We start from the raw sequence: 19,228 nt of genomic DNA on the forward strand, positions 1-19,228 counted from the left end.
TGCCGCTAACCGGCCAGTCTGGCGCGGGCGACCCGCGAACCGTTGGCGCGCCCCAGCAGCTGGCTGATGCGCTGGCCGGCGGCGATCAGTGCGTCGAGGTCGATGCCGGTGGCTATGTCCAGCCCGTTGAACATGTACAGCACGTCTTCGCTGGCGACATTGCCGCTGGCGCCTTTGGCGTAAGGGCAACCGCCGAGGCCGGCGACCGAGCTGTCGAACACGGCGATGCCTTCCAAGAGGCTCGCATAGATATTCGCCAGCGCCTGGCCGTAGGTGTCGTGGAAATGCCCGGCCAACCGTTCGCGCGGCACTTCGCGGGCTACGGTATCGAACAGGGTGCGGGTCTTGCCCGGTGTGCCGGTGCCGATGGTGTCGCCCAGGGAAACCTCGTAGCAGCCCATGGCATACAGCTCGCGGGCCACTTCGGCGACCTTGGCTGGCGAGACCTCACCCTCATAAGGGCAACCGAGCACGCAGGAAACGTAGCCACGCACGCGAATGTCGTGCTCGCGGGCAGCCTCCATCAAAGGCGCGAAGCGTGCCAGGCTCTCGGCGATGGAGCAGTTGATGTTCTTCTGCGAGAAAGCTTCGGAGGCCGCACCGAACACCGCGACTTCCTTCACGCCGGCCTCGATGGCCGCCTCCAGGCCCTTCATGTTCGGCGTCAGCGCCGCGTAAGTGACCCCGGCCTTGCGCTGGATCTGCGCGAAGACTTCGGCGGAGCCCGCCATCTGCGGCACCCACTTGGGCGAGACGAAGCTGCCGACTTCGATATAGGACAGCCCGGCGGCGCTCAGGTCGTCGACCAGACGCACCTTGTCCGCCACGCTGATCGGCTGCTGCTCGTTCTGCAGACCGTCACGCGGGCCGACTTCCACCAGCCGGACCTGTTTGGGCAGGCTCATATGTCCTCCAGGGGCGAGCGCGATTGGCGGGCTCGCCGGTTCATGTGTGTCAGCCGAGGCGTCCGGCTACCGGTAGAAAAGCCTGCGGCGTTTTCCACCCTAAGGCCTTGCGTTCGTGCGTAGGGTGGGCAACGGCGAAGCCTTGTCCACCTTGTGCATCCTTCAGGCCTCTTCCATCTCCAGCCTTGTGCATCCTTCAGGCCTCTTCCATCTCCAGCAGCACCGCGCCTTCGCTGACCATTTCGCCTTCGTTGCAGAACAGGCTCTTGACTACGCCAGCCTGGGCGCTGCGGATGCTGTGTTCCATCTTCATCGCTTCCAGCACGATCAGCGCGGTGCCGGCTTCGACATGCTGACCGGCCTCCACCAGTACACGCACGATACTGCCGTTCATTGGCGCGGTCAGGCCGCCGTGATGCTGGTGGCTGGCCTCGGCTTCGGCGATGGGGTCGAACGCGCGCACGGCCAGCCATTCGCCGTTCCACTGCAGGTACAGTGCATCGCCCTGGCGGATCGCCCTGGGCGTGCGGACGCTCTGCCGCGGCGCTGCCGGGTCGACCTTCAGCCGGCGGCTCTCGCCATTGCACTGCAGATGCAGGCTGACCTGCGCCGGCATGCCGAAACGCAGCCCGTTGCGCTTGGACCACGGCGAATGGGCATCGTCGTCGCGAACCGAGGTCGGCTCGCTCTGTACGAAGCACTCGGCAGCCTGCTGCCAGAAGGCATCGGACAGCTCGCCGGCCGGACGCAGCAGTTCGCTTTCGTGGCGCGGGATAAAGCCGGTATCCAGCTCGGCCTCGGCAAAGGCGCGATGGCCGACGACGCGGCGCAGGAACGCGAGGTTGGTGCGCACGCCGCCGACGGCGGTCTCGTCGAGCATGGCCAACAGGCGCAGGCGCGCTTCCTCGCGGTTCTCCCCCCAGGCGATCAGCTTGCCGAGCATCGGATCGTAGAACGGCGACACCGTATCGCCCTCGGCGACGCCGCTGTCGACGCGACGGCCCGGACCATCCGCGGCTTCACGGTAGAGCTCGAGGGTGCCGGTGGCGGGAAGGAAATCGTTGTCCGGGTCCTCGGCGTACAGCCGTACCTCGATGGCATGGCCGATCAGCGGCACCTGCTCCTGGCTGATCGGCAGCGGCTCGCCGCGGGCGACGCGAATCTGCCAGGCGACCAGGTCGAGGCCGGTGATGGCCTCCGTGACCGGGTGCTCGACCTGCAGACGGGTGTTCATTTCCATGAAGAAGAATTCGCCACGGGCATCCAGCAGGAATTCCACGGTGCCGGCGCCGACGTAGCCGATGGCCTTGGCCGCCTTCACCGCGGCTTCGCCCATGGCACGGCGCAGCTCGGGGGACAGGCCGGGGGCAGGGGCCTCTTCGACAACCTTCTGATGGCGGCGCTGGATCGAGCAGTCGCGCTCGTTCAGGTACAGGCAGTTGCCGTGCTGGTCGGCGAAGACCTGGATTTCCACATGGCGCGGCTTGAGCACGTATTTCTCGACCAGCATGCGCGAATCGCCGAACGACGACTGCGCCTCGCGCTGGGCGGACGCCAGCGCCTCGGCCAGGTCCGCCTCGCGCTCGACCACCTTCATGCCCTTGCCGCCGCCACCGGCGGTGGCCTTGAGCAGCACCGGGTAGCCGATCCTTTCCGCCGCAGCACGGAAGGTTTCCACGTCCTGCGCTTCGCCGTGGTAGCCGGGCACCAGCGGCACGCCGGCTTCTTCCATCAGCGCCTTGGCGGCGGACTTGCTGCCCATGGCGTCGATGGCGGAGGCGGGCGGGCCGAGGAAGATCAGCCCGGCCTGTTCGATGGCGCGGGCGAACTCGGCGTTCTCCGAGAGGAAGCCGTAGCCCGGGTGGATCGCCTGGGCGCCGCTGGCCTTGGCCGCCTCGATCAGCTTGTCGATGCGCAGGTAGCTCTCGGCCGGCTTGGCGCCGCCCAGGTCGATGCGGATATCGGCCTCGCGGGCATGGCGCGCGCTGGCATCGATGGCGCTGTGCACCGCAACGGTGGTCAGGCCCATGGCCTTGGCGGTGCGCATCACGCGGCAGGCGATCTCGCCGCGGTTGGCGACCAGCAGGGTATCGATATGGCGATTCATCACTTCTTCTCCTGCCAGGCGGGCGTGCGTTTTTCCAGAAAGGCGCTCAGGCCTTCCTGACCTTCCGGGCTGGTGCGCAGGCGCGCGATGGCCTGTTCGGTGGTCTGGCGCAGGTCGGCGCTGAAATCGCCATCGCCCACATCCAGCAGCAGGTCCTTGCAGGCCTTGAGCGCCTGCGGGCTGTTGAGCAGCAGGTTGTCGACCCATTGCTCCAGCGCGGCGTCCAGCTCACTGGCCGGGTAGGTTTCTGCGAGCAGGCCCAGTTCGCGGGCACGTGTGCCGTCGAAACGTTCGGCGGTCAGCGCGTAGCGGCGGGTGGCGCGCTCGCCGATGGCCTTGACCACGTACGGGCTGATCACCGCCGGCGCCAGGCCGATGCGAACTTCCGACAGGCAGAACAGTGCGTCGCGGGCGCCGATGGCCATGTCGCAGCAGGCGATCAGCCCCAGCGCGCCGCCAAAGGCCGCGCCCTGTACCACGGCCAGGGTCGGCTGCGGCAGCTGGTAAAGGCGCTGCATCAGCTCGCCGAGTTCGTGGGCGTCAGCCAGGTTCGCCTGGTAGTCGAGTTTGGCCGACTCGCGCATCCAGCCCAGATCCGCGCCAGCAGAGAAATGCTTGCCGCGCCCGCGCAGGATGAGGAAGCGGATACCCGCATCGTCCTGCACCTGGGCCAGCGCTGCGTTCAGTTCGCCGATCACCTGGGCGTCGAAGGCATTGTTCTTGTCCGCGCGGTTGAGCCAGAGCGTGGCCACGCCGCGCGCGTCTTTGTTCAGTTCGATGGTCTGGAAATCGGTCATTAAGAACTCCTTTGAGCTGCAAGCCCTAAGCTGCAAGCGGCAAGAAAACGCAGAACCGCTTGTGGCTTGCGGCTTGCCGCTTTACATGCGGAACACGCCGAAGCGGGTCGGCTCGATCGGCGCGTTGAGCGCGGCGGACAGCGCCAGCCCCAGCACCTCGCGGGTTTGCGCCGGGTCGATCACGCCGTCGTCCCACAGCCGCGCACTTGAGTAATACGGATGGCCCTGGCGTTCGTACTGCTCGAGGATCGGCTGCTTGATCGCCGCCACCTCGTCGTCGCCGAGGCTCTTGCCGGCGCGTTCGCTCTGCTCCTGCTTGACCTGGGCGAGCACCCCGGCGGCTTGCTCGCCGCCCATCACGGCGATGCGCGCGTTGGGCCACATCCACAGGAAGCGCGGGTCGTAGGCGCGGCCGCACATGCCGTAGTTGCCGGCACCGAAGCTGCCGCCGATGAGCACGGTGAGCTTCGGCACCTGGGCACAGGCCACCGCGGTGACCAGCTTGGCGCCGTGCTTGGCGATGCCGCCGGCCTCGTATTTCTGCCCGACCATGAAGCCGGTGATGTTCTGCAGGAACAGCAGCGGGATGCCGCGCTGGCAGGCCAGTTCGATGAAGTGCGCGCCTTTCTGCGCCGCCTCGGCGAAGAGGATGCCGTTGTTGGCGAGGATGGCGATCGGGTAGCCGTGCAGGTGGGCGAAACCGCAGACCAGGGTGGTGCCGAACAGCGCCTTGAACTCGTCGAACTCACTGCCGTCCACCAGCCGCGCTATCACTTCGCGCACGTCATAGGGCTGCTTGGCCTGGGCCGGAATCACGCCGTACAGCTCGTCGGCGGCATACAGCGGCGCGCGTGGCTCACGGGTCTGCAACTGGCCGAGCTTGCGCCAGTTCAGGTTGGCCACGCAGCGACGGGCGATGGAAAGGGCGTGCTCGTCGTTCTCGGCGTAGTGGTCGGCGACGCCGCTGGTCTTGCAGTGCACGTCGGCGCCGCCCAGTTCCTCGGCGGTCACCACTTCGCCGGTGGCGGCCTTCACCAGCGGCGGGCCGGCGAGAAAGATGGTCGCCTGGTTGCGCACCATGATGGTCTCGTCGGCCATCGCCGGCACATAGGCGCCGCCGGCGGTGCAGGAGCCCATCACCACGGCGATCTGCGGGATGCCCATGGCACTCATGTTGGCCTGGTTGAAGAAGATGCGGCCGAAGTGTTCGCGGTCCGGGAACACCTCGTCCTGACGCGGCAGGTTGGCGCCGCCGGAATCCACCAGGTAGATGCAGGGCAGGCGGTTCTCGCGGGCGACGGTCTGCGCGCGCAGGTGCTTCTTCACTGTCAGCGGGTAATAGCTGCCGCCCTTCACGGTGGCGTCGTTGGCGATGATCATGCATTCGACGCCTTCGACGCGGCCGATACCGGCGACCACGCCGGCTGCGGCAACGTCTTCGCCATAGACCTCGTGGGCGGCCAGCGGCGCGAGTTCGAGAAAGGCCGAGCCGGCATCGAGCAGGGTGTCGATGCGTTCACGCACCAGCAGCTTGCCGCGCGAGACGTGGCGCTGCTGGGCGGTCGCGCCGCCGCCTTCGCTGACGCGACCGAGCAGTGCGCGCAGGTTGTTCACCTGTTCGAGCATCGCGGCGCTGTTGGCGGCGAACTCGGGCGAACGGGTATTGATCTGGGTATGCAGGATCATGGCTTCTCCATGAGCTGCAAGCTTCAAGCTACAAGCTGCAAGAAAGAGCACCGGAGCGCTTCTACTTGCCGCTTGAGGCTTGCCGCTTGCGGCTTATTTCGTTTCGTTGAACAGCTCGCGTCCGATCAGCATGCGGCGGATTTCGCTGGTGCCGGCGCCGATCTCGTAGAGCTTGGCGTCGCGCAGCAGGCGGCCGGTGGGGAATTCGTTGATGTAGCCATTGCCGCCGAGGATCTGGATCGCCTGCAGGGCCATCTGCGTGGCGTTCTCGGCGGTGTAGAGGATCACCCCGGCGGCGTCCTTGCGGGTGGTCTCGCCACGGTCGCAGGCCTGGGCCACGGCATAGAGGTAGGCGCGGCTGGCGTTGAGCTGGGTGTACATGTCGGCCACCTTGCCCTGGATGAACTGGAACTCGCCGATGCTCTGGCCGAACTGCTTGCGGTCGTGGATGTAGGGCACCACCACGTCGAGGCAGGCCTGCATGATCCCGGTCGGGCCGCCGGCCAGTACCACGCGCTCGTAATCCAGGCCGCTCATCAGCACCTTGACGCCGCCGTTCTCGACGCCCAGCACGTTCTCTTCCGGCACCTCGACGTCATCGAAGAACAGCTCGCAGGTGTTGGACCCGCGCATGCCCAGCTTGTCGAACTTGTTGCCGCGGGAGAAACCTTTCCAGTCGCGCTCGACGATGAAGGCGGTGATGCCGTGCGGGCCCTTGTCCAGGTCGGTCTTGGCGTAGATCACGTAGGTGTTGGCGTCCGGGCCGTTGGTGATCCAGGTCTTGCTGCCGTTGAGCACGTAGCGGTCGCCGCGCTTCTCGGCGCGCAGCTTCATAGAGACCACGTCGGAGCCGGCATTGGGTTCGCTCATGGCCAGCGCGCCGACGTGCTCGCCACTGATCAGCTTGGGCAGGTAGCGGGCCTTCTGCTCGGCGTTGCCGTTGCGGTTGATCTGGTTGACGCACAGGTTCGAATGCGCGCCGTAGGACAGGGCCACCGAGGCCGAGCCGCGGCTGATCTCTTCCATCGCGACCACATGGGCCAGGTAGCCGAGGCCGGCGCCACCGTATTCTTCGGAGACGGTCACGCCGAGCAGACCCATCTCGCCGAATTTCTTCCACATGTCGGCCGGGAACAGGTTGTCCTGGTCGATGGCCTCGGCGCGCGGCGCCAGCTCGGCGGCGACGAAGGCCTGGACCTGCTCGCGCAGCATGTCGATGGTTTCACCGAGGGCGAAATTGAGGCTGGAGTAGTTCATGGGGCCACCTGCTTGTCTTGTAATTGTTCTGTGTTCAGAGAATTCGTGCATCCGGCGGGTTCCGGCCGGCGCTCCGGTCGCAGCCTGAGCGCCTTCGGGAAGCGGCTGCTCGCTGCTTTACGTTAACGTAAAGGTCCGCCAGCGGTCTGTCAACATGCCAGCGGGCGGCGTTCTGCAAGCATAGGTGCATGGCAAGGGCGGTGCCGCCGGCCATGGATGCCGCGGGTGGTGTTTCGTCGGCGGTCGGGCACTCGGCTCGACGCGGGCGGGACTAAACAGGCAGTGGTCGGAGCGCCGGCCTGTCATCGACGAGGAATCCATGCCCCGTATCGGCTTCGCCTGCATGTATCGCCATCCGCAACAGAGCCTCTCGCTGAAGGAGCTGGAGCGCATCGAGCGCACCTTCAACCCGCGCAGCACCACGCTGCGCTGGATGGCCTCGGTGGGACGCGAGGCGGCCGAGGCGAGGCTCGAGGAGATCGTCGAGCACAACCTGAACGCCCAGCGGGTGTTGCTCGAATACGTCGCTACGCTGCCACCGATGCTGCGGATGTTGCGTCTGTCCAGCGACCTGCTGCCGTTCTACAGCCATGCCGAGATCGCGCCTTTCTACCGCCGCGCCGAAGTGCAGAGCCGCCTCGAGGCGGGTTTCGCCGCGATCGGCGAACTGGCGCGGGCCCACGACATCCGCCTGTCGATGCATCCCGGCCAGTACTGCGTGCTGGGGTCGGACAAGCCGCAGGTGGTGGAGAACAGCCTGGCGGAATTCGAGTACCACGCCGACATGATCCGCATGATGGGTTATGGCCGGCGCTTCCAGGACTTCAAGTGCAACCTGCATATCGCCGGGCGGCTCGGCGCCGAGGGCGTGCGTGCCGTTTGGCCGCGGCTGTCGGCCGAGGCGCGCCAGTGCATCACCTTCGAGAACGACGAAAAGACCTATGGCCTGGACGACTGTCTGGGTCTCGCGGACCTCGCGCCGGTGGTGCTGGACATCCATCACTGCTGGATTCACGAGGACCGCTACATCGAGCCGGACGACCCGCGCATTGAGCGCATTCTGCAAAGCTGGCGCGGTGTGCGGCCGACCATGCATTACTCGCAGCCGCCGGAGCGCCTGATGGAGCTGGGCTTCGCCCCGGAGCGGAAGCTGGAAATCCCCGAGTTGCTGGAGCAGGTCAGCAAGCGCGACCTCTATGCGCACAGCAAGCGCATGTGGAACCGCTGGACGAATCGCTATGCGTTTCAGTTTCTGGACCGCTTCGACATCATGCTCGAAGCCAAGGACAAGAACCTCGCTGCGCTGGACTTCCATCGCGAGTACCAGCGCGAATGCGCCTGATGGGGGGCGCGCGGCATCATTGCGAAGCACCTGAATCCGTGCCGCGATTGCCAGCATGCAGGCCTGCCATGGCAGTCTGATCTGACCCGCAACGCCCCCGCGCCGCACCGCTGGATACTGGCTATTTGCCTCCTTGCGCCCTCGAATTTCGCCTACTCCGCGACATGTTGTCACTTGGTTACCTTTACGTTAACGTAATCGTGGCCTAGGGTGACTGTCAGCAGCGCCAGAGCCCTTGCGAGTACGCCTCATAACAAACATAAGACTGAGGAAATCGTCATGAGTCTTCCGAGCTATACCTGCGGACCGCAGAGCAAACCCCTGTTGCCCATGACCATCGGCGCGGCGTTCGACCGTACCGTGGAGCGCTTCCCCCAGCGTGAGGCCCTGGTGGTGCGCCATCAGCAGCTGCGTTACACCTGGGCGGAACTGGCGGAGGCGGTGGACCGTTGCGCGCGTGGCCTGCTGGCCCTCGGACTGCAAGCTGGCGAACGAGTGGGCATCTGGTCACCGAACAATGCCCAGTGGTGCATCACCCAGTTCGCCACCGCGAAGATCGGCGTGGTGCTGGTCAACATCAATCCCGCCTACCGCCTCAGCGAACTCGAGTACGCCTTGAAGCAGTCCGGCTGCCGCTGGCTGATCTGCGCCGATGCCTTCAAGACGTCCGATTACCACGCCATGCTCCACGAGCTGCTGCCGGAGCTGGAAAGCGCCGCCGTCGGGGCCCTGCAGAGCCATATGCTGCCCGAGCTGCGCGGTGTGATCAGCCTGTGCGACAAGCCGGTGGACGGCATGCTGCAGTGGCAGGCGCTGATGGAGATGGCCGAGCAGGTCGGCCCCGAGCAGTTGCGCCAGTGCGGCGAGCGCCTGCAGTTCGACGACCCCATCAACATCCAGTACACCTCCGGCACCACGGGCTTCCCCAAGGGCGCCACGCTCAGCCACTACAACATTCTCAACAACGGCTACATGGTCGGTGAGAGCCTCAGGCTGACCGAGCACGACCGCCTGGTGATCCCGGTGCCGCTGTACCACTGCTTCGGCATGGTCATGGGCAACCTCGGCTGCGTCACCCACGGCACCACGATGATCTACCCGAGCGCCGCCTTCGAGCCGCTGGCCGCGTTGCAGGCCGCGGCCGAGGAAAAGGCCACCGGCATGTACGGCGTGCCGACCATGTTCATCGCCATGCTCGACCATCCGGAGCGCCAGTCGCTGGACCTCAGCAGGCTGCGCACCGGCATCATGGCCGGCTCCACCTGCCCGATCGAGGTGATGAAGCGCGTCATTGACGACATGCACCTGGCCGAAATGCAGATCGCCTACGGCATGACCGAAACCAGCCCGGTCTCCACCCAGACCAGTGCCGATGACGACCTGGAACGCCGCGTCACCAGCGTCGGCCGCACCCAGCCGCACCTGGAAAGCAAGATCGTCGACGAGCACGGCGCGGTTGTGCCGCGCGGGCAGATCGGCGAACTGTGCACCCGCGGCTACAGCGTGATGCTCGGCTACTGGAACAACCCGGACGCCACCCGCGAGGCCATCGACGGCGCGCGCTGGATGCACACCGGTGACCTCGCGGTGATGGACGACGAGGGTTACATCAAGATCGTCGGCCGCAACAAGGACATGATCATCCGCGGCGGCGAAAACGTGTACCCGCGCGAGATCGAGGAATTCCTCTTCACCCATCCGGCGGTGGCCGACGTGCAGGTGATCGGCGTGCCGGACAGCAAGTTCGGCGAGGAGATCGTCGCCTGGGTCAAGCTGCACCCGGGCCATCAGGTCGAGGCCGAGGCGCTGCGCGAGTTCTGCAAGGGCCGCATTGCCCACTTCAAGACGCCGCGGCACATCAAGTTCGTCGACGATTTCCCGATGACCATCAGCGGCAAGGTCCAGAAGTTCCGCATGCGCGAGATCAGCGTGGTCGAGCTGGGCATCAGCGAACAGCACTGACTGGCACCGGCCGGGTTCGCCCGGCCGGCCATTCGCTCATCCGAAATGGAGCTTTCCGTGGCGCTGCCTACTACTCAGTCGATCAGCCGTTTTCCGCTGCCCGACAGCCTCGACACACTGCCCTCCGACCTGCGCGAGCGGATTCTCGCCGTGCAGGAAAAGGCCGGTTTCATTCCCAACGTGTTTCTCATGCTGGCTCATCGGCCGGCGGAGTTTCGCGCCTTCTTCGCCTATCACGATGCGCTGATGGAGCGCGAAGCCGACAGCCTGACCCAGGCCGAGAAGGAGATGATCGTGGTGGCGGTCAGCGCCGACCACGGCTGCCTGTATTGCGTGGTCGCCCATGGCGCGATCCTGCGGATCCTCGCCAAGGACGCGCAGCTGGCCGACCAGATCGCCGTCAACTACCGCACCGCGCCGATCTCCGAACGCCAGCGCACGATGCTCGACTTCGCCCTGCACCTGGCCGCCGGGCGCGGCGTGCTGGACGACGCCTGGCAAGCGCGGCTGGAGGCCCAGGGTTTCAGCCTCGACGACATCTGGGACATCGGCGCCATCGCCGGGCTGTTCGGCCTCTCCAACCGCCTGGTGTCCATGGCGCGCACCCCGCCCAACGACGAGTTCTATCTGCTGGGCCGCGTGCCCAGAAGCACCGCGCGCTGAGCGCGACACCGCTTTACCGCATGAAGTGGTAATCCGAGCCCGGGCAGTTGGCAGTCGGGCTCAACAGCTGCATCAACGATCACAACAACAAGAGAGATAGCTATGCAACTGAAACCAGCAAGCCGGACCTTCCTGCTTTCCAGCCTGGCTGCAGCCATCCTGGGCATGTCCAACACGGCTTCGGCCGCCTTCATCGAAGACAGCAAGGCCAGCATCGACCTGCGCAACTTCTATATGAACCGCGACTTCCGGCAGTCTGGCGCTGCTCAGTCCAAGGCCGAGGAGTGGGCTCAGGGCTTCATGCTGAAAATGGAGACCGGCTACACCGAAGGGCCGGTCGGCTTCGGCCTGGATGCCATCGGCCTGCTCGGCGTCAAGCTTGACTCCGGCTCCGGCCGTGGCGGCACCGGCCTCCTGCCACGCTCGGCTTCCGGCGAGCCGGCGGACGACTACGGCACGGCAGGCCTGACCGCCAAGGCCAAGCTGTCCGCCACCACGCTGCACGTGGGCACGCTGCAACCGGTTATCCCGGTGCTGATGCGCAACGACAGCCGCCTGTTGCCGAACATCTATCGCGGCGCCTGGCTGCAGAGCAAGACGTCGCAGGCCTCACGCTGGATCTCGGCATGCTGGATCGCACGAGCTACCGCGACTCTTCCAACTACGAAGAGATGACGGTGTTCAATGGCGGGCTGCGCAACATTACCTTTGGCAGCAATACGACGAGCGACGAGTTCCGCTTCGCCGGCGGGCGCTACGACTGGTCGCCACAATTGGCCACCAGCTACTACTACGGTGGGCTGGACGGCATCTACGACCAGCACAACCTCAGCCTGGTCCATGTGCTGCCGATCGGCGAGTCGCAGAGCTTCAAGACCGACCTGCGCTATGTGCGCTCCACCGACGATGGCGGCAGCAATGTCGACAACGACGCCTTCGGCGCGCTGTTCACCTACAAGCATGGCGGTCACGCCTTCACCGGCGGTTACCAGCACATGAGCGGCGATACCGGTTTCGCCTACGTCGCCGGTGGCGATAACGCGTTGATCAACCTGCTGCAGATCAACGATTTCGGTAACCAGGACGAACGCTCCTGGCAGGTCCGCTACGACTACGACTTCGCCGCCATGGGCATTCCCGGGCTGAGCCTGATGACCCGCTACGTCTCCGGTGACAACGTCGACCGTGGCGCCGGCGCCAGCGAAGGCAAGACCTGGGAGCGCAACACCGACATCGCCTACGTCATCCAGAGCGGCCCACTGAAGAACCTCGGCTTCAAGCTGCGCAACGCCACCACGCGAAGCAACTTCCAGAGCGACCTGGACGAGAATCGCTTTATCGTCAGCTACAGCCTGCCGTTGTGGTAACCGCGAAACCGCTGTGAACCTCCTCGTTGGAAATTTCCGGGCCGCATAGGCCCGGCTTTTTCTGCGTCGGCCGGGCCTTCTTTCGGCGCTCGCGGTTTGCATCGCCGATGCAAACCAACTACCTCAATGGCGCGAAAAATACTGGCCTTTTGCCTTTCATTTGCCCGCTTTACCGCTCAATCACCCGTTTGAAAAAGCCACTTGCCGTATACGGAAACTGGTTGTTATCGTTTACGTAAAGGTCATGCAGCGACCTGCGCCATAACCAACAACAACAAACAAGGTTAGAGGGCACCCAAAGGAACCAGAGTTCGTGCTGGAAACGCGCGGCCTGACCAAGGAATTCCGCGGCTTCACCGCAGTGGATTCCGTCGATCTGAAGGTCCGTCAGGGTCACATCCATGCGCTTATCGGCCCCAACGGCGCCGGCAAGACCACCGTATTCAATCTGCTCACCAAATTCCTCACGCCCACCCGTGGCGAAATCCTCTATCGCGGCAAGAACATCACCTCGATGAAGGCCAACGAGATCGCCCGGCTCGGCCTGGTGCGCTCGTTCCAGATTTCCGCAGTATTTGGCCACATGAGCGTGCTGGAAAACGTGCGTGTAGCGCTGCAGCAGAAGATGGGCAACTCCTTCCATTTCTGGAAATCCGAACGCAGCCTGCGCGAGCTGGACGACCAGGTGATGCAGCTGCTCGCTGAAGTCGACCTGCAATCCTTCGCCCAGACCCTGGCAGTCGAGCTGCCCTACGGCCGCAAGCGCGCGCTGGAGCTGGCCACCACCCTGGCGCTCGACCCCTTCGTGCTGTTGCTCGACGAACCGACCCAGGGCATGGGCAGCGAAGACGTCGACATGGTCGTCGAGCTGGTGCGCAAGGCCGCGGCCAACCGTACGGTGCTGATGGTCGAGCACAACCTCAGCGTGGTCAGCCGCCTGTGCGATCGCATCACTGTGCTGGCGCGTGGTTCGGTACTCGCCGAGGGCGACTACGAAAGCGTTTCGGCCAACCCGCAGGTGCGCGAGGCCTACCTCGGCAGCGAAGCCGCGACACTCGAGGAGGCGCACGCATGAATCCACCCATGGACCGCGATCAGCTGCGCGTCAGTGATCTGCATGCCTTTTACGGCGAATCGCACATTCTGCACGGTGTCGATCTGGTGGTCGGCCGCGGCGAGCTGGTGACCCTGCTCGGACGCAACGGCGCCGGGCGCTCCACCACGCTGCGGGCGATCATGAACATGGTCGGGCGCCGCACCGGCTCCATCGTGGTCAACGGCAACGAGACCATTGGCATGCCGGCCCACCAGATTCCGCGGCTGGGCGTCGGCTACTGCCCGGAAGAGCGCGGCATCTTCTCCAGTCTGAGCGTCGAGGAAAACCTGCTGCTGCCGCCCACGGTGCGCAGCGGCGGGATGAGCCTGGACGAACTCTACGAAATGTTCCCCAACCTCTACGAACGCCGTTTCAGCCAGGGTACGCGGCTGTCCGGCGGCGAGCAGCAGATGCTGGCCATGGCGCGCATTCTGCGCACCGGCGCCAACCTGCTGCTGCTCGACGAGATCACCGAAGGCCTGGCGCCGGTCATCGTGCAGAAGCTCGGCGAGGTACTGATCAAGCTCAAGCAGCGTGGTCTGACCATCGTCCTGGTGGAGCAGAACTTCCGCTTCGCCGCGCCATTGGCCGACCGCCATTACGTCATGGAACACGGTCGCATCATCGAAGAGATCGAGGCGGCGGAGCTGGATTCGAAGAAGGACTTTCTCAATTCCTGTCTCGGGGTGTGAACCTCAGGAAGCTGTAAAACGGCCGCAGTGGATGCCGGCCCGAACCACAACAAAAACAATCGAGAGTGGTGAATACATGAGCTTTTTCCGCAAGAGCGCGAGCGCCATCCTGGCTTCTTCCCTGATCGCTTCGGCCGCCCAGGCCGAGATCAGCAACGACGAAATCCGCATCGGCTATCTGGCCGACATGTCCGGCACCTACCGCGACCTCTCCGGCCCGGGCGGCCTGGAAGCGCTGAAAATGGCGGTCGAGGATTTCGGCGGCACGGTCGACGGCAAGAAGGTCGTGGTCTTCCACGCCGATGACCTGAACAAGCCGGACGTCGGCGCCAACACCGTGCGTCAGTGGATCGACGAGCGCAACGTCGACATGGTGACCGGCATGGTCGCCAGTTCCGTGGTGCTGGCGGCGAGCAAGGTGGTGGAGCAGGGCGGCAAGCTGGCGCTGATCTCCGGCGCGGCAGCCTCCAGCATCACCAACGAGTTCTGCTCGCCGAACCACATCCACTGGACCTACGACACCTACGCGCTGGCCAACGGCACGGCCAAGGCGGTGCTCGCCGACGGCGGCAAGAGCTGGTACATCCTCACCGCCGACTACGCCTTCGGCCACGCCATGGAAGCCGACATCACCAAGGTGGTGGAAGGCGACGGTGGCAGCATCGTCGGCAAGGTCCGCCATCCGTTCCCGAGCAACGATTTCTCCTCCTACATGCTGCAGGCGCAGGGTTCCGGCGCCGAGGTCATCGCCCTGGCCAACGCCGGCGCCGACACCGTCAACTCGCTGAAGACCGCCAGCGAATTCGGCGTCACCCAGTCCGGGCAGAAGCTCGCCGGCATGGTGGTGTTCCTCAACGACATCCACGCCATGGGCCTGGACGTGACCCAGGGCCTGATGCTGACCACCGGCTGGTACTGGGACATGAACGAGCAAACCCGTGCCTGGGCCCAGCGCTATTACGAGCGCACCAAGCGCATGCCGGGCATGGTGCACGCCGGCATCTACTCGGCGACCACCCACTACCTGAACGCGGTGAAGGCCGCCGGTACCGACGACACCGTGGCGGTGCGTGCGCAGATGGCCAAGACGCCGGTCAACGACATGTTCGCCAAGGATGGCCGCATTCGCGAGGACGGCCGCATGGTGCACGACATGTACCTGGTGCAGGTCAAGACACCGGCCGAGTCCAAGGGCGAGTGGGACCTGTACAAGATCGTTCGCACCATCCCCGGCGACCAGGCCTACCGGCCGATCGCCGAAACCCAGTGCAGCAAGCTGGTCGCCAAGGACTGACCGGCTGATCCGCGTCATCACCCGGCCGGCGGCGGCCGGGTGCCACGGACTTCCTTTGGGTGGTGAACCATGACTCTCCTATTCGGCGTACCCCTGAGCGTACTGCTCGGGCAGTTGCTGCTCGGTCTTATCAACGGGGCGTTCTACGCACTGCTGAGCCTGGGCCTGGCGATCATCTTCGGCCTGCTGCGCATCATCAACTTCGCCCATGGTGCGCAGTACATGCTGGGCGCCTTCGTGGCCTTCCTCGGGCTGAACTATCTGGGTGTGAGCTACTGGTTCGCGCTGGTGCTGGCGCCGTTGCTGGTGGGTTGCCTGGGCATGGCCATCGAGCGCGGCCTGCTGCGGCGCATTGCCGGTGAGGATCACCTTTACGGATTGCTGCTGACCTTCGGCCTGGCGCTGATCGTCGAGGGCAGCTTCGTCAAGCTGTTCGGCGTGTCCGGCTCGTCCTATCCAATGCCGGAGTTGCTGCGTGGCGGCTTCAATCTCGGCTTCATGTTCCTGCCGACCTACCGCGCCTGGGTGATCGTCGCCGCGCTGGTGGTGTGCCTGGCGACCTGGTACGTCATCGAGCGCACCCGGCTGGGTTCCTACCTGCGCGCCGGCACCGAGAATCCGAAACTGATGCAGGGCTTCGGCATCAACGTGCCGCTGCTGGTGACCCTGACCTATGGCTATGGCGTGGCGCTGGCAGCGTTTGCCGGCGTACTGGCTGCGCCAATCTACGCGGTGACCCCGGGCATGGGCTCGAATCTGCTGATCGTGGTGTTCGCCGTGGTGGTGATCGGCGGTATGGGCTCGATTCTTGGCGCCATCGTGACCGGCATCGCCATGGGCCTGATCGAGGGGCTGACCAAGGTGTTCTATCCGGAAGCGGCCAACACCGTGGTGTTTCTGGTCATGGTGGCGGTGTTGTTGATTCGTCCTGCGGGACTCTTCGGGAAGGAGGCATGAGCATGACGAATCCGGCAAACGTGCAGGCCGCATCGCTGCGGCATGCCAGTGTGGTACGCGAGCGCAGGCATGCAGCCGCGCGGCGGCAGAAGGTCTTCTACGCGGTGCTTTTGGTGATTGCGCTGTTGGCACCGTTGGCGGTGTATCCGGTGTTCCTGATGAAGCTGCTGTGCTTCGCCTTGTTCGCCTGCGCCTTCAACCTGCTGCTCGGCTACGCGGGGCTGCTGTCCTTCGGCCATGCGGCCTTCTTCGCCACCGGCGGCTACATCACCGGCTACATGCTGAGCAGCTACAGCGGGCTCAGCACCGAGCTGGGTATCCTCGCCGGCACGCTGGCTTCGACGGTGCTCGGCGCGCTGTTCGGCATGCTGGCGATCCGCAGGCAGGGCATCTACTTCGCCATGATCACGCTGGCTCTGGCGCAGCTGGTGTTCTTCGTCTTCGTCCAGGCGCCGTTCACCGGCGGCGAGAACGGCCTGCAGGGTGTGCCGCGCGGGCACCTGTTCGGCCTTGTCGACATGAAGAACAACATGGCGATGTACTACTTCGTGCTGGCGGTGTTCGTCCTCGGCTTCGCCATCATCCAGCGCACCATCCACTCCCCGTACGGCCAGGTGCTCAAGGCGATCCGCGAGAACGAACCGCGCGCCGTGTCGCTGGGCTACAACGTCGATCGGCACAAGCTGCTGGCCTTCGTCATCTCGGCGGCGCTGGCGGGGCTGGCCGGCTCGACCAAGACCGTGGTGTTCCAGCTGGCCTCGCTGACCGACGCCCACTGGCACATGTCGGGCGAGGTGATCCTGATGACCCTGCTCGGCGGGGTCGGCACCATCCTCGGCCCGCTGGTGGGCGCCACGGTGGTGGTGACGCTGCAGAGCTACCTGTCCAACGGACCGCTGGGCGAATGGGTGCACGTGATTCTCGGCGTGATCTTCGTGCTCTGCGTGCTGCTGTTCCGCTCCGGCATCGTCGGCTGGCTGGAGCGGCTGGTGAAGCGCAACTTCAAGTAGCGAGAGACGCACGCGGCAGCGGCGCGCCGCCTGGCGATGCAGCTGCCGCGAACCCTGCGCGTGGATGCCTGCCTAATCTTCCAGGCCTCACCGGGAGACACGACCATGCTTGCCCGCGAACACTTGACCCATCCCCATCGCGCCTGGCCCTGGCGCGCCGACGAATCGCCGCTCAACGATCTGGACGATGCCGAAAGCGACACCGAGCTGGACGGCCCGGACGAGCTGCCGGAAGAAGTCCTCGAACAGCTGGAGAAAGTCGCGCCACCACCAGAGCCAGTTCCCGACCCGGGGCCGCTGTAACCGGCTCAGGCGGAAACGAAAAGGCCCCGACGAGTCGGGGCCTTCAGGCGAGCGTCGAGCGTGCTCAGACGTTGAAGCGGAAGTGCATCACGTCGCCGTCCTTGACGATGTATTCCTTGCCTTCCAGGCGCCACTTGCCGGCTTCCTTGGCGCCGGCTTCGCCCTTGTACTGGATGAAGTCGTCGTAGGCGATGACTTCGGCGCGGATGAAGCCCTTCTCGAAGTCGGTATGGATCACGGCGGCGGCCTGCGGGGCCGTGGCGCCGACCTTGACGGTCCAGGCGCGAACTTCCTTCACCCCGGCGGTGAAGTAGGTCTGCAGATTGAGCAGTTCGTAGCCGGCGCGGATCACGCGGTTCAGGCCCGGCTCGTCCATGCCCATGGTCTCGAGGAACATCTGCATCTCTTCCAGATCGTCCAGCTCGGCGATCTCGGCCTCGATCTTGTTGCAGACCGGCACGACGATGGCGCCTTCTTCCTCGGCGATGGCATTGACCACGTCCAGGTGCGGATTGTTCTCGAAGCCATCCTCGGCGACGTTGGCGATGTACATCACCGGCTTGGTGGTCAGCAGGTGGAAGGTCTTGGCCAGACGCTTTTCCTCGTCGCTGAAATTCTTCAGCAGGGAGCGGGCCGGCTTGCCTTCGGTGAGATGCGGGATCAGCTTCTCCAGCAGCGCTTTCTGCGCCACCGCTTCCTTGTCACCGCCCTTGGCGGTCCGGGCGACGCGCTGCAGCTGCTTCTCGCAGCTGTCGAGGTCGGCCATGATCAGCTCGAGGTCGATGATCTCGATGTCACGCTTGGGATCGACGCTGTTGGCGACGTGGATGACGTTCTCGTCTTCGAAGCAGCGCACCACATGTGCAATCGCATCCGTCTCGCGGATATTGGCGAGGAACTTGTTGCCCAGGCCTTCACCCTTGGACGCGCCGGCGACGAGGCCGGCGATGTCGACGAACTCCATGGTGGTCGGGATCACCCGCTCCGGCTTGACGATGGCCGCCAGCGCGTCGAGACGCGGATCGGGCATCGGCACGATGCCGCTGTTCGGCTCGATGGTGCAGAAGGGGAAGTTCTCCGCCGCGATGCCGGACTTGGTCAGGGCGTTGAACAGGGTGGACTTGCCGACATTGGGCAGACCGACGATGCCGCAGTTGAATCCCATGGTGATCTTGCCTCGGAGTTAGGTTCAGGCCTTCTGGCTGTGCAGGCGCTGCATGGCGCGCGTCCAGTCGCCGGCCAGGATTTCCGGCACGACATCCAGTGCGAAGTCGATGCTGGCGTCGAGCTTCTCGCGCTCGGCCTGCGGCGCCCGCCCCAGCACGTAGCCGCTGACCAGGCTGGCGTGGCCCGGATGGCCGATACCCAGGCGCAGGCGATGAAAGCTGTTCTGGTTGCCGAGCTTGGCGATGATGTCGCGCAGCCCGTTGTGCCCGCCATGACCGCCGCCCTGCTTGAGCTTGGCGACGCCGGGGGGCATGTCGAGTTCATCGTGGGCGACCAGGATGGACTCGGGAGGAATTCGGAAAAAGCCGGCCAGTGCCGCCACCGCCTGACCGCTGCGGTTCATGTAGGTGGTGGGGATGAGCAGGCGGATGTCTTCGCCCTGATGGCTGAACTTGCCGACCAGACCGAAGTACTTGCGATCGTTGCTGAGCGAGACGCCCTCGCGGGCAGCCAGACGCTCAACGAAAAGAGCCCCCGCGTTATGCCGGGTCTGGTCGTATTCAGGGCCTGGATTTCCCAGGCCGACGATCAGTTTTACGGCAGTCACGACGGGGGCCTCTTCT

General features: G+C 65.0%; 16 protein-coding genes and 1 pseudogene. 10 read left to right on the forward strand and 7 right to left on the reverse strand.

What is annotated here, in order from left to right:
- Nucleotides 1-5: 5 nt before the first annotated feature.
- The 5 genes from P5703_RS03870 to P5703_RS03890 all read right to left on the reverse strand — a co-directional run bounded on the left by P5703_RS03870 (nt 6) and on the right by P5703_RS03890 (nt 6,752).
- A complete protein-coding gene (locus P5703_RS03870) occupies nt 6-905 on the reverse strand; it encodes a hydroxymethylglutaryl-CoA lyase (protein ID WP_200632298.1) in 900 nt (299 codons plus the stop codon).
- A gap of 196 nt (nt 906-1,101) precedes the next feature.
- A complete protein-coding gene (locus tag P5703_RS03875; RefSeq protein ID WP_279641182.1) occupies nt 1,102-3,012 on the reverse strand; it encodes an acetyl-CoA carboxylase biotin carboxylase subunit in 1,911 nt (636 codons plus the stop codon).
- The gene (locus tag P5703_RS03880) at nt 3,012-3,809 is read right to left on the reverse strand and encodes a gamma-carboxygeranoyl-CoA hydratase (RefSeq protein ID WP_061373127.1); all 798 of its coding nucleotides are present in this window, start codon (nt 3,807-3,809) and stop codon (nt 3,012-3,014) included. Before P5703_RS03880 ends, P5703_RS03875 begins: the two co-directional genes overlap by 1 nt.
- 81 nt (nt 3,810-3,890) lie before the next feature.
- Nucleotides 3,891-5,495 (reverse strand): carboxyl transferase domain-containing protein, encoded by a 1,605-nt coding sequence (locus P5703_RS03885; RefSeq protein WP_017245598.1) that lies wholly within the window; start codon nt 5,493-5,495, stop codon nt 3,891-3,893.
- Nucleotides 5,496-5,588: 93 nt separating this feature from the next.
- A complete protein-coding gene (locus P5703_RS03890) occupies nt 5,589-6,752 on the reverse strand; it encodes an isovaleryl-CoA dehydrogenase (protein ID WP_279639890.1) in 1,164 nt (387 codons plus the stop codon).
- A 319-nt stretch (nt 6,753-7,071) separates the two neighbouring features.
- Between P5703_RS03890 and P5703_RS03895 the strand changes: the two genes are divergently transcribed.
- From P5703_RS03895 to P5703_RS03940, 10 genes and pseudogenes are all read left to right on the forward strand, one after another.
- Nucleotides 7,072-8,094, forward strand: a complete 1,023-nt coding sequence (locus tag P5703_RS03895) for an apurinic/apyrimidinic endonuclease family protein (RefSeq protein ID WP_279641183.1) — start codon at nt 7,072-7,074, stop codon at nt 8,092-8,094.
- Between the two features lie 279 nt (nt 8,095-8,373).
- Entirely contained in the window at nt 8,374-10,056 is a 1,683-nt protein-coding gene (locus P5703_RS03900) for an AMP-binding protein (RefSeq protein ID WP_279641184.1), read from the forward strand.
- Between the two features lie 57 nt (nt 10,057-10,113).
- Nucleotides 10,114-10,719 carry a peroxidase-related enzyme gene (locus P5703_RS03905; RefSeq protein WP_003280108.1) on the forward strand — a complete coding sequence of 202 codons (606 nt, stop codon included), beginning with the start codon at nt 10,114-10,116 and terminating at the stop codon, nt 10,717-10,719.
- 102 nt (nt 10,720-10,821) lie between these two features.
- Nucleotides 10,822-12,086 (forward strand): annotated as a pseudogene (locus tag P5703_RS03910) (OprD family porin).
- A 313-nt stretch (nt 12,087-12,399) separates the two neighbouring features.
- Complete coding sequence (locus P5703_RS03915; protein ID WP_014597518.1) at nt 12,400-13,161, forward strand: ABC transporter ATP-binding protein; 762 nt, start codon at nt 12,400-12,402, stop codon at nt 13,159-13,161.
- Complete coding sequence (locus tag P5703_RS03920) at nt 13,158-13,874, forward strand: ABC transporter ATP-binding protein (RefSeq protein ID WP_014597517.1); 717 nt, start codon at nt 13,158-13,160, stop codon at nt 13,872-13,874. Before P5703_RS03915 ends, P5703_RS03920 begins: the two co-directional genes overlap by 4 nt.
- 76 nt (nt 13,875-13,950) lie before the next feature.
- The gene (locus P5703_RS03925; RefSeq protein WP_043942244.1) at nt 13,951-15,168 is read left to right on the forward strand and encodes an ABC transporter substrate-binding protein; all 1,218 of its coding nucleotides are present in this window, start codon (nt 13,951-13,953) and stop codon (nt 15,166-15,168) included.
- Nucleotides 15,169-15,237: 69 nt separating this feature from the next.
- Nucleotides 15,238-16,125: a branched-chain amino acid ABC transporter permease gene (locus P5703_RS03930; RefSeq protein ID WP_014597515.1), complete on the forward strand. Its 888-nt coding sequence runs from the start codon at nt 15,238-15,240 to the stop codon at nt 16,123-16,125.
- A 2-nt stretch (nt 16,126-16,127) separates the two neighbouring features.
- Nucleotides 16,128-17,135 carry a branched-chain amino acid ABC transporter permease gene (locus tag P5703_RS03935; RefSeq protein ID WP_014597514.1) on the forward strand — a complete coding sequence of 336 codons (1,008 nt, stop codon included), beginning with the start codon at nt 16,128-16,130 and terminating at the stop codon, nt 17,133-17,135.
- A 105-nt stretch (nt 17,136-17,240) separates the two neighbouring features.
- Nucleotides 17,241-17,438 carry a hypothetical protein gene (locus P5703_RS03940; protein ID WP_048330541.1) on the forward strand — a complete coding sequence of 66 codons (198 nt, stop codon included), beginning with the start codon at nt 17,241-17,243 and terminating at the stop codon, nt 17,436-17,438.
- Between the two features lie 64 nt (nt 17,439-17,502).
- On the opposite strand, the gene ychF is transcribed toward P5703_RS03940, so the two are convergent.
- Complete coding sequence (gene ychF / locus P5703_RS03945; RefSeq protein ID WP_019406794.1) at nt 17,503-18,603, reverse strand: redox-regulated ATPase YchF; 1,101 nt, start codon at nt 18,601-18,603, stop codon at nt 17,503-17,505.
- Between the two features lie 24 nt (nt 18,604-18,627).
- Complete coding sequence (gene pth, locus P5703_RS03950; RefSeq protein WP_014597511.1) at nt 18,628-19,212, reverse strand: aminoacyl-tRNA hydrolase; 585 nt, start codon at nt 19,210-19,212, stop codon at nt 18,628-18,630.
- Between the last annotated feature and the right edge of the window lie 16 nt (nt 19,213-19,228).

Origin of the sequence: Stutzerimonas sp. FeSN7, assembly GCF_030263795.1 — a bacterium.
GTDB classification, from domain to species: domain Bacteria; phylum Pseudomonadota; class Gammaproteobacteria; order Pseudomonadales; family Pseudomonadaceae; genus Stutzerimonas; species Stutzerimonas stutzeri.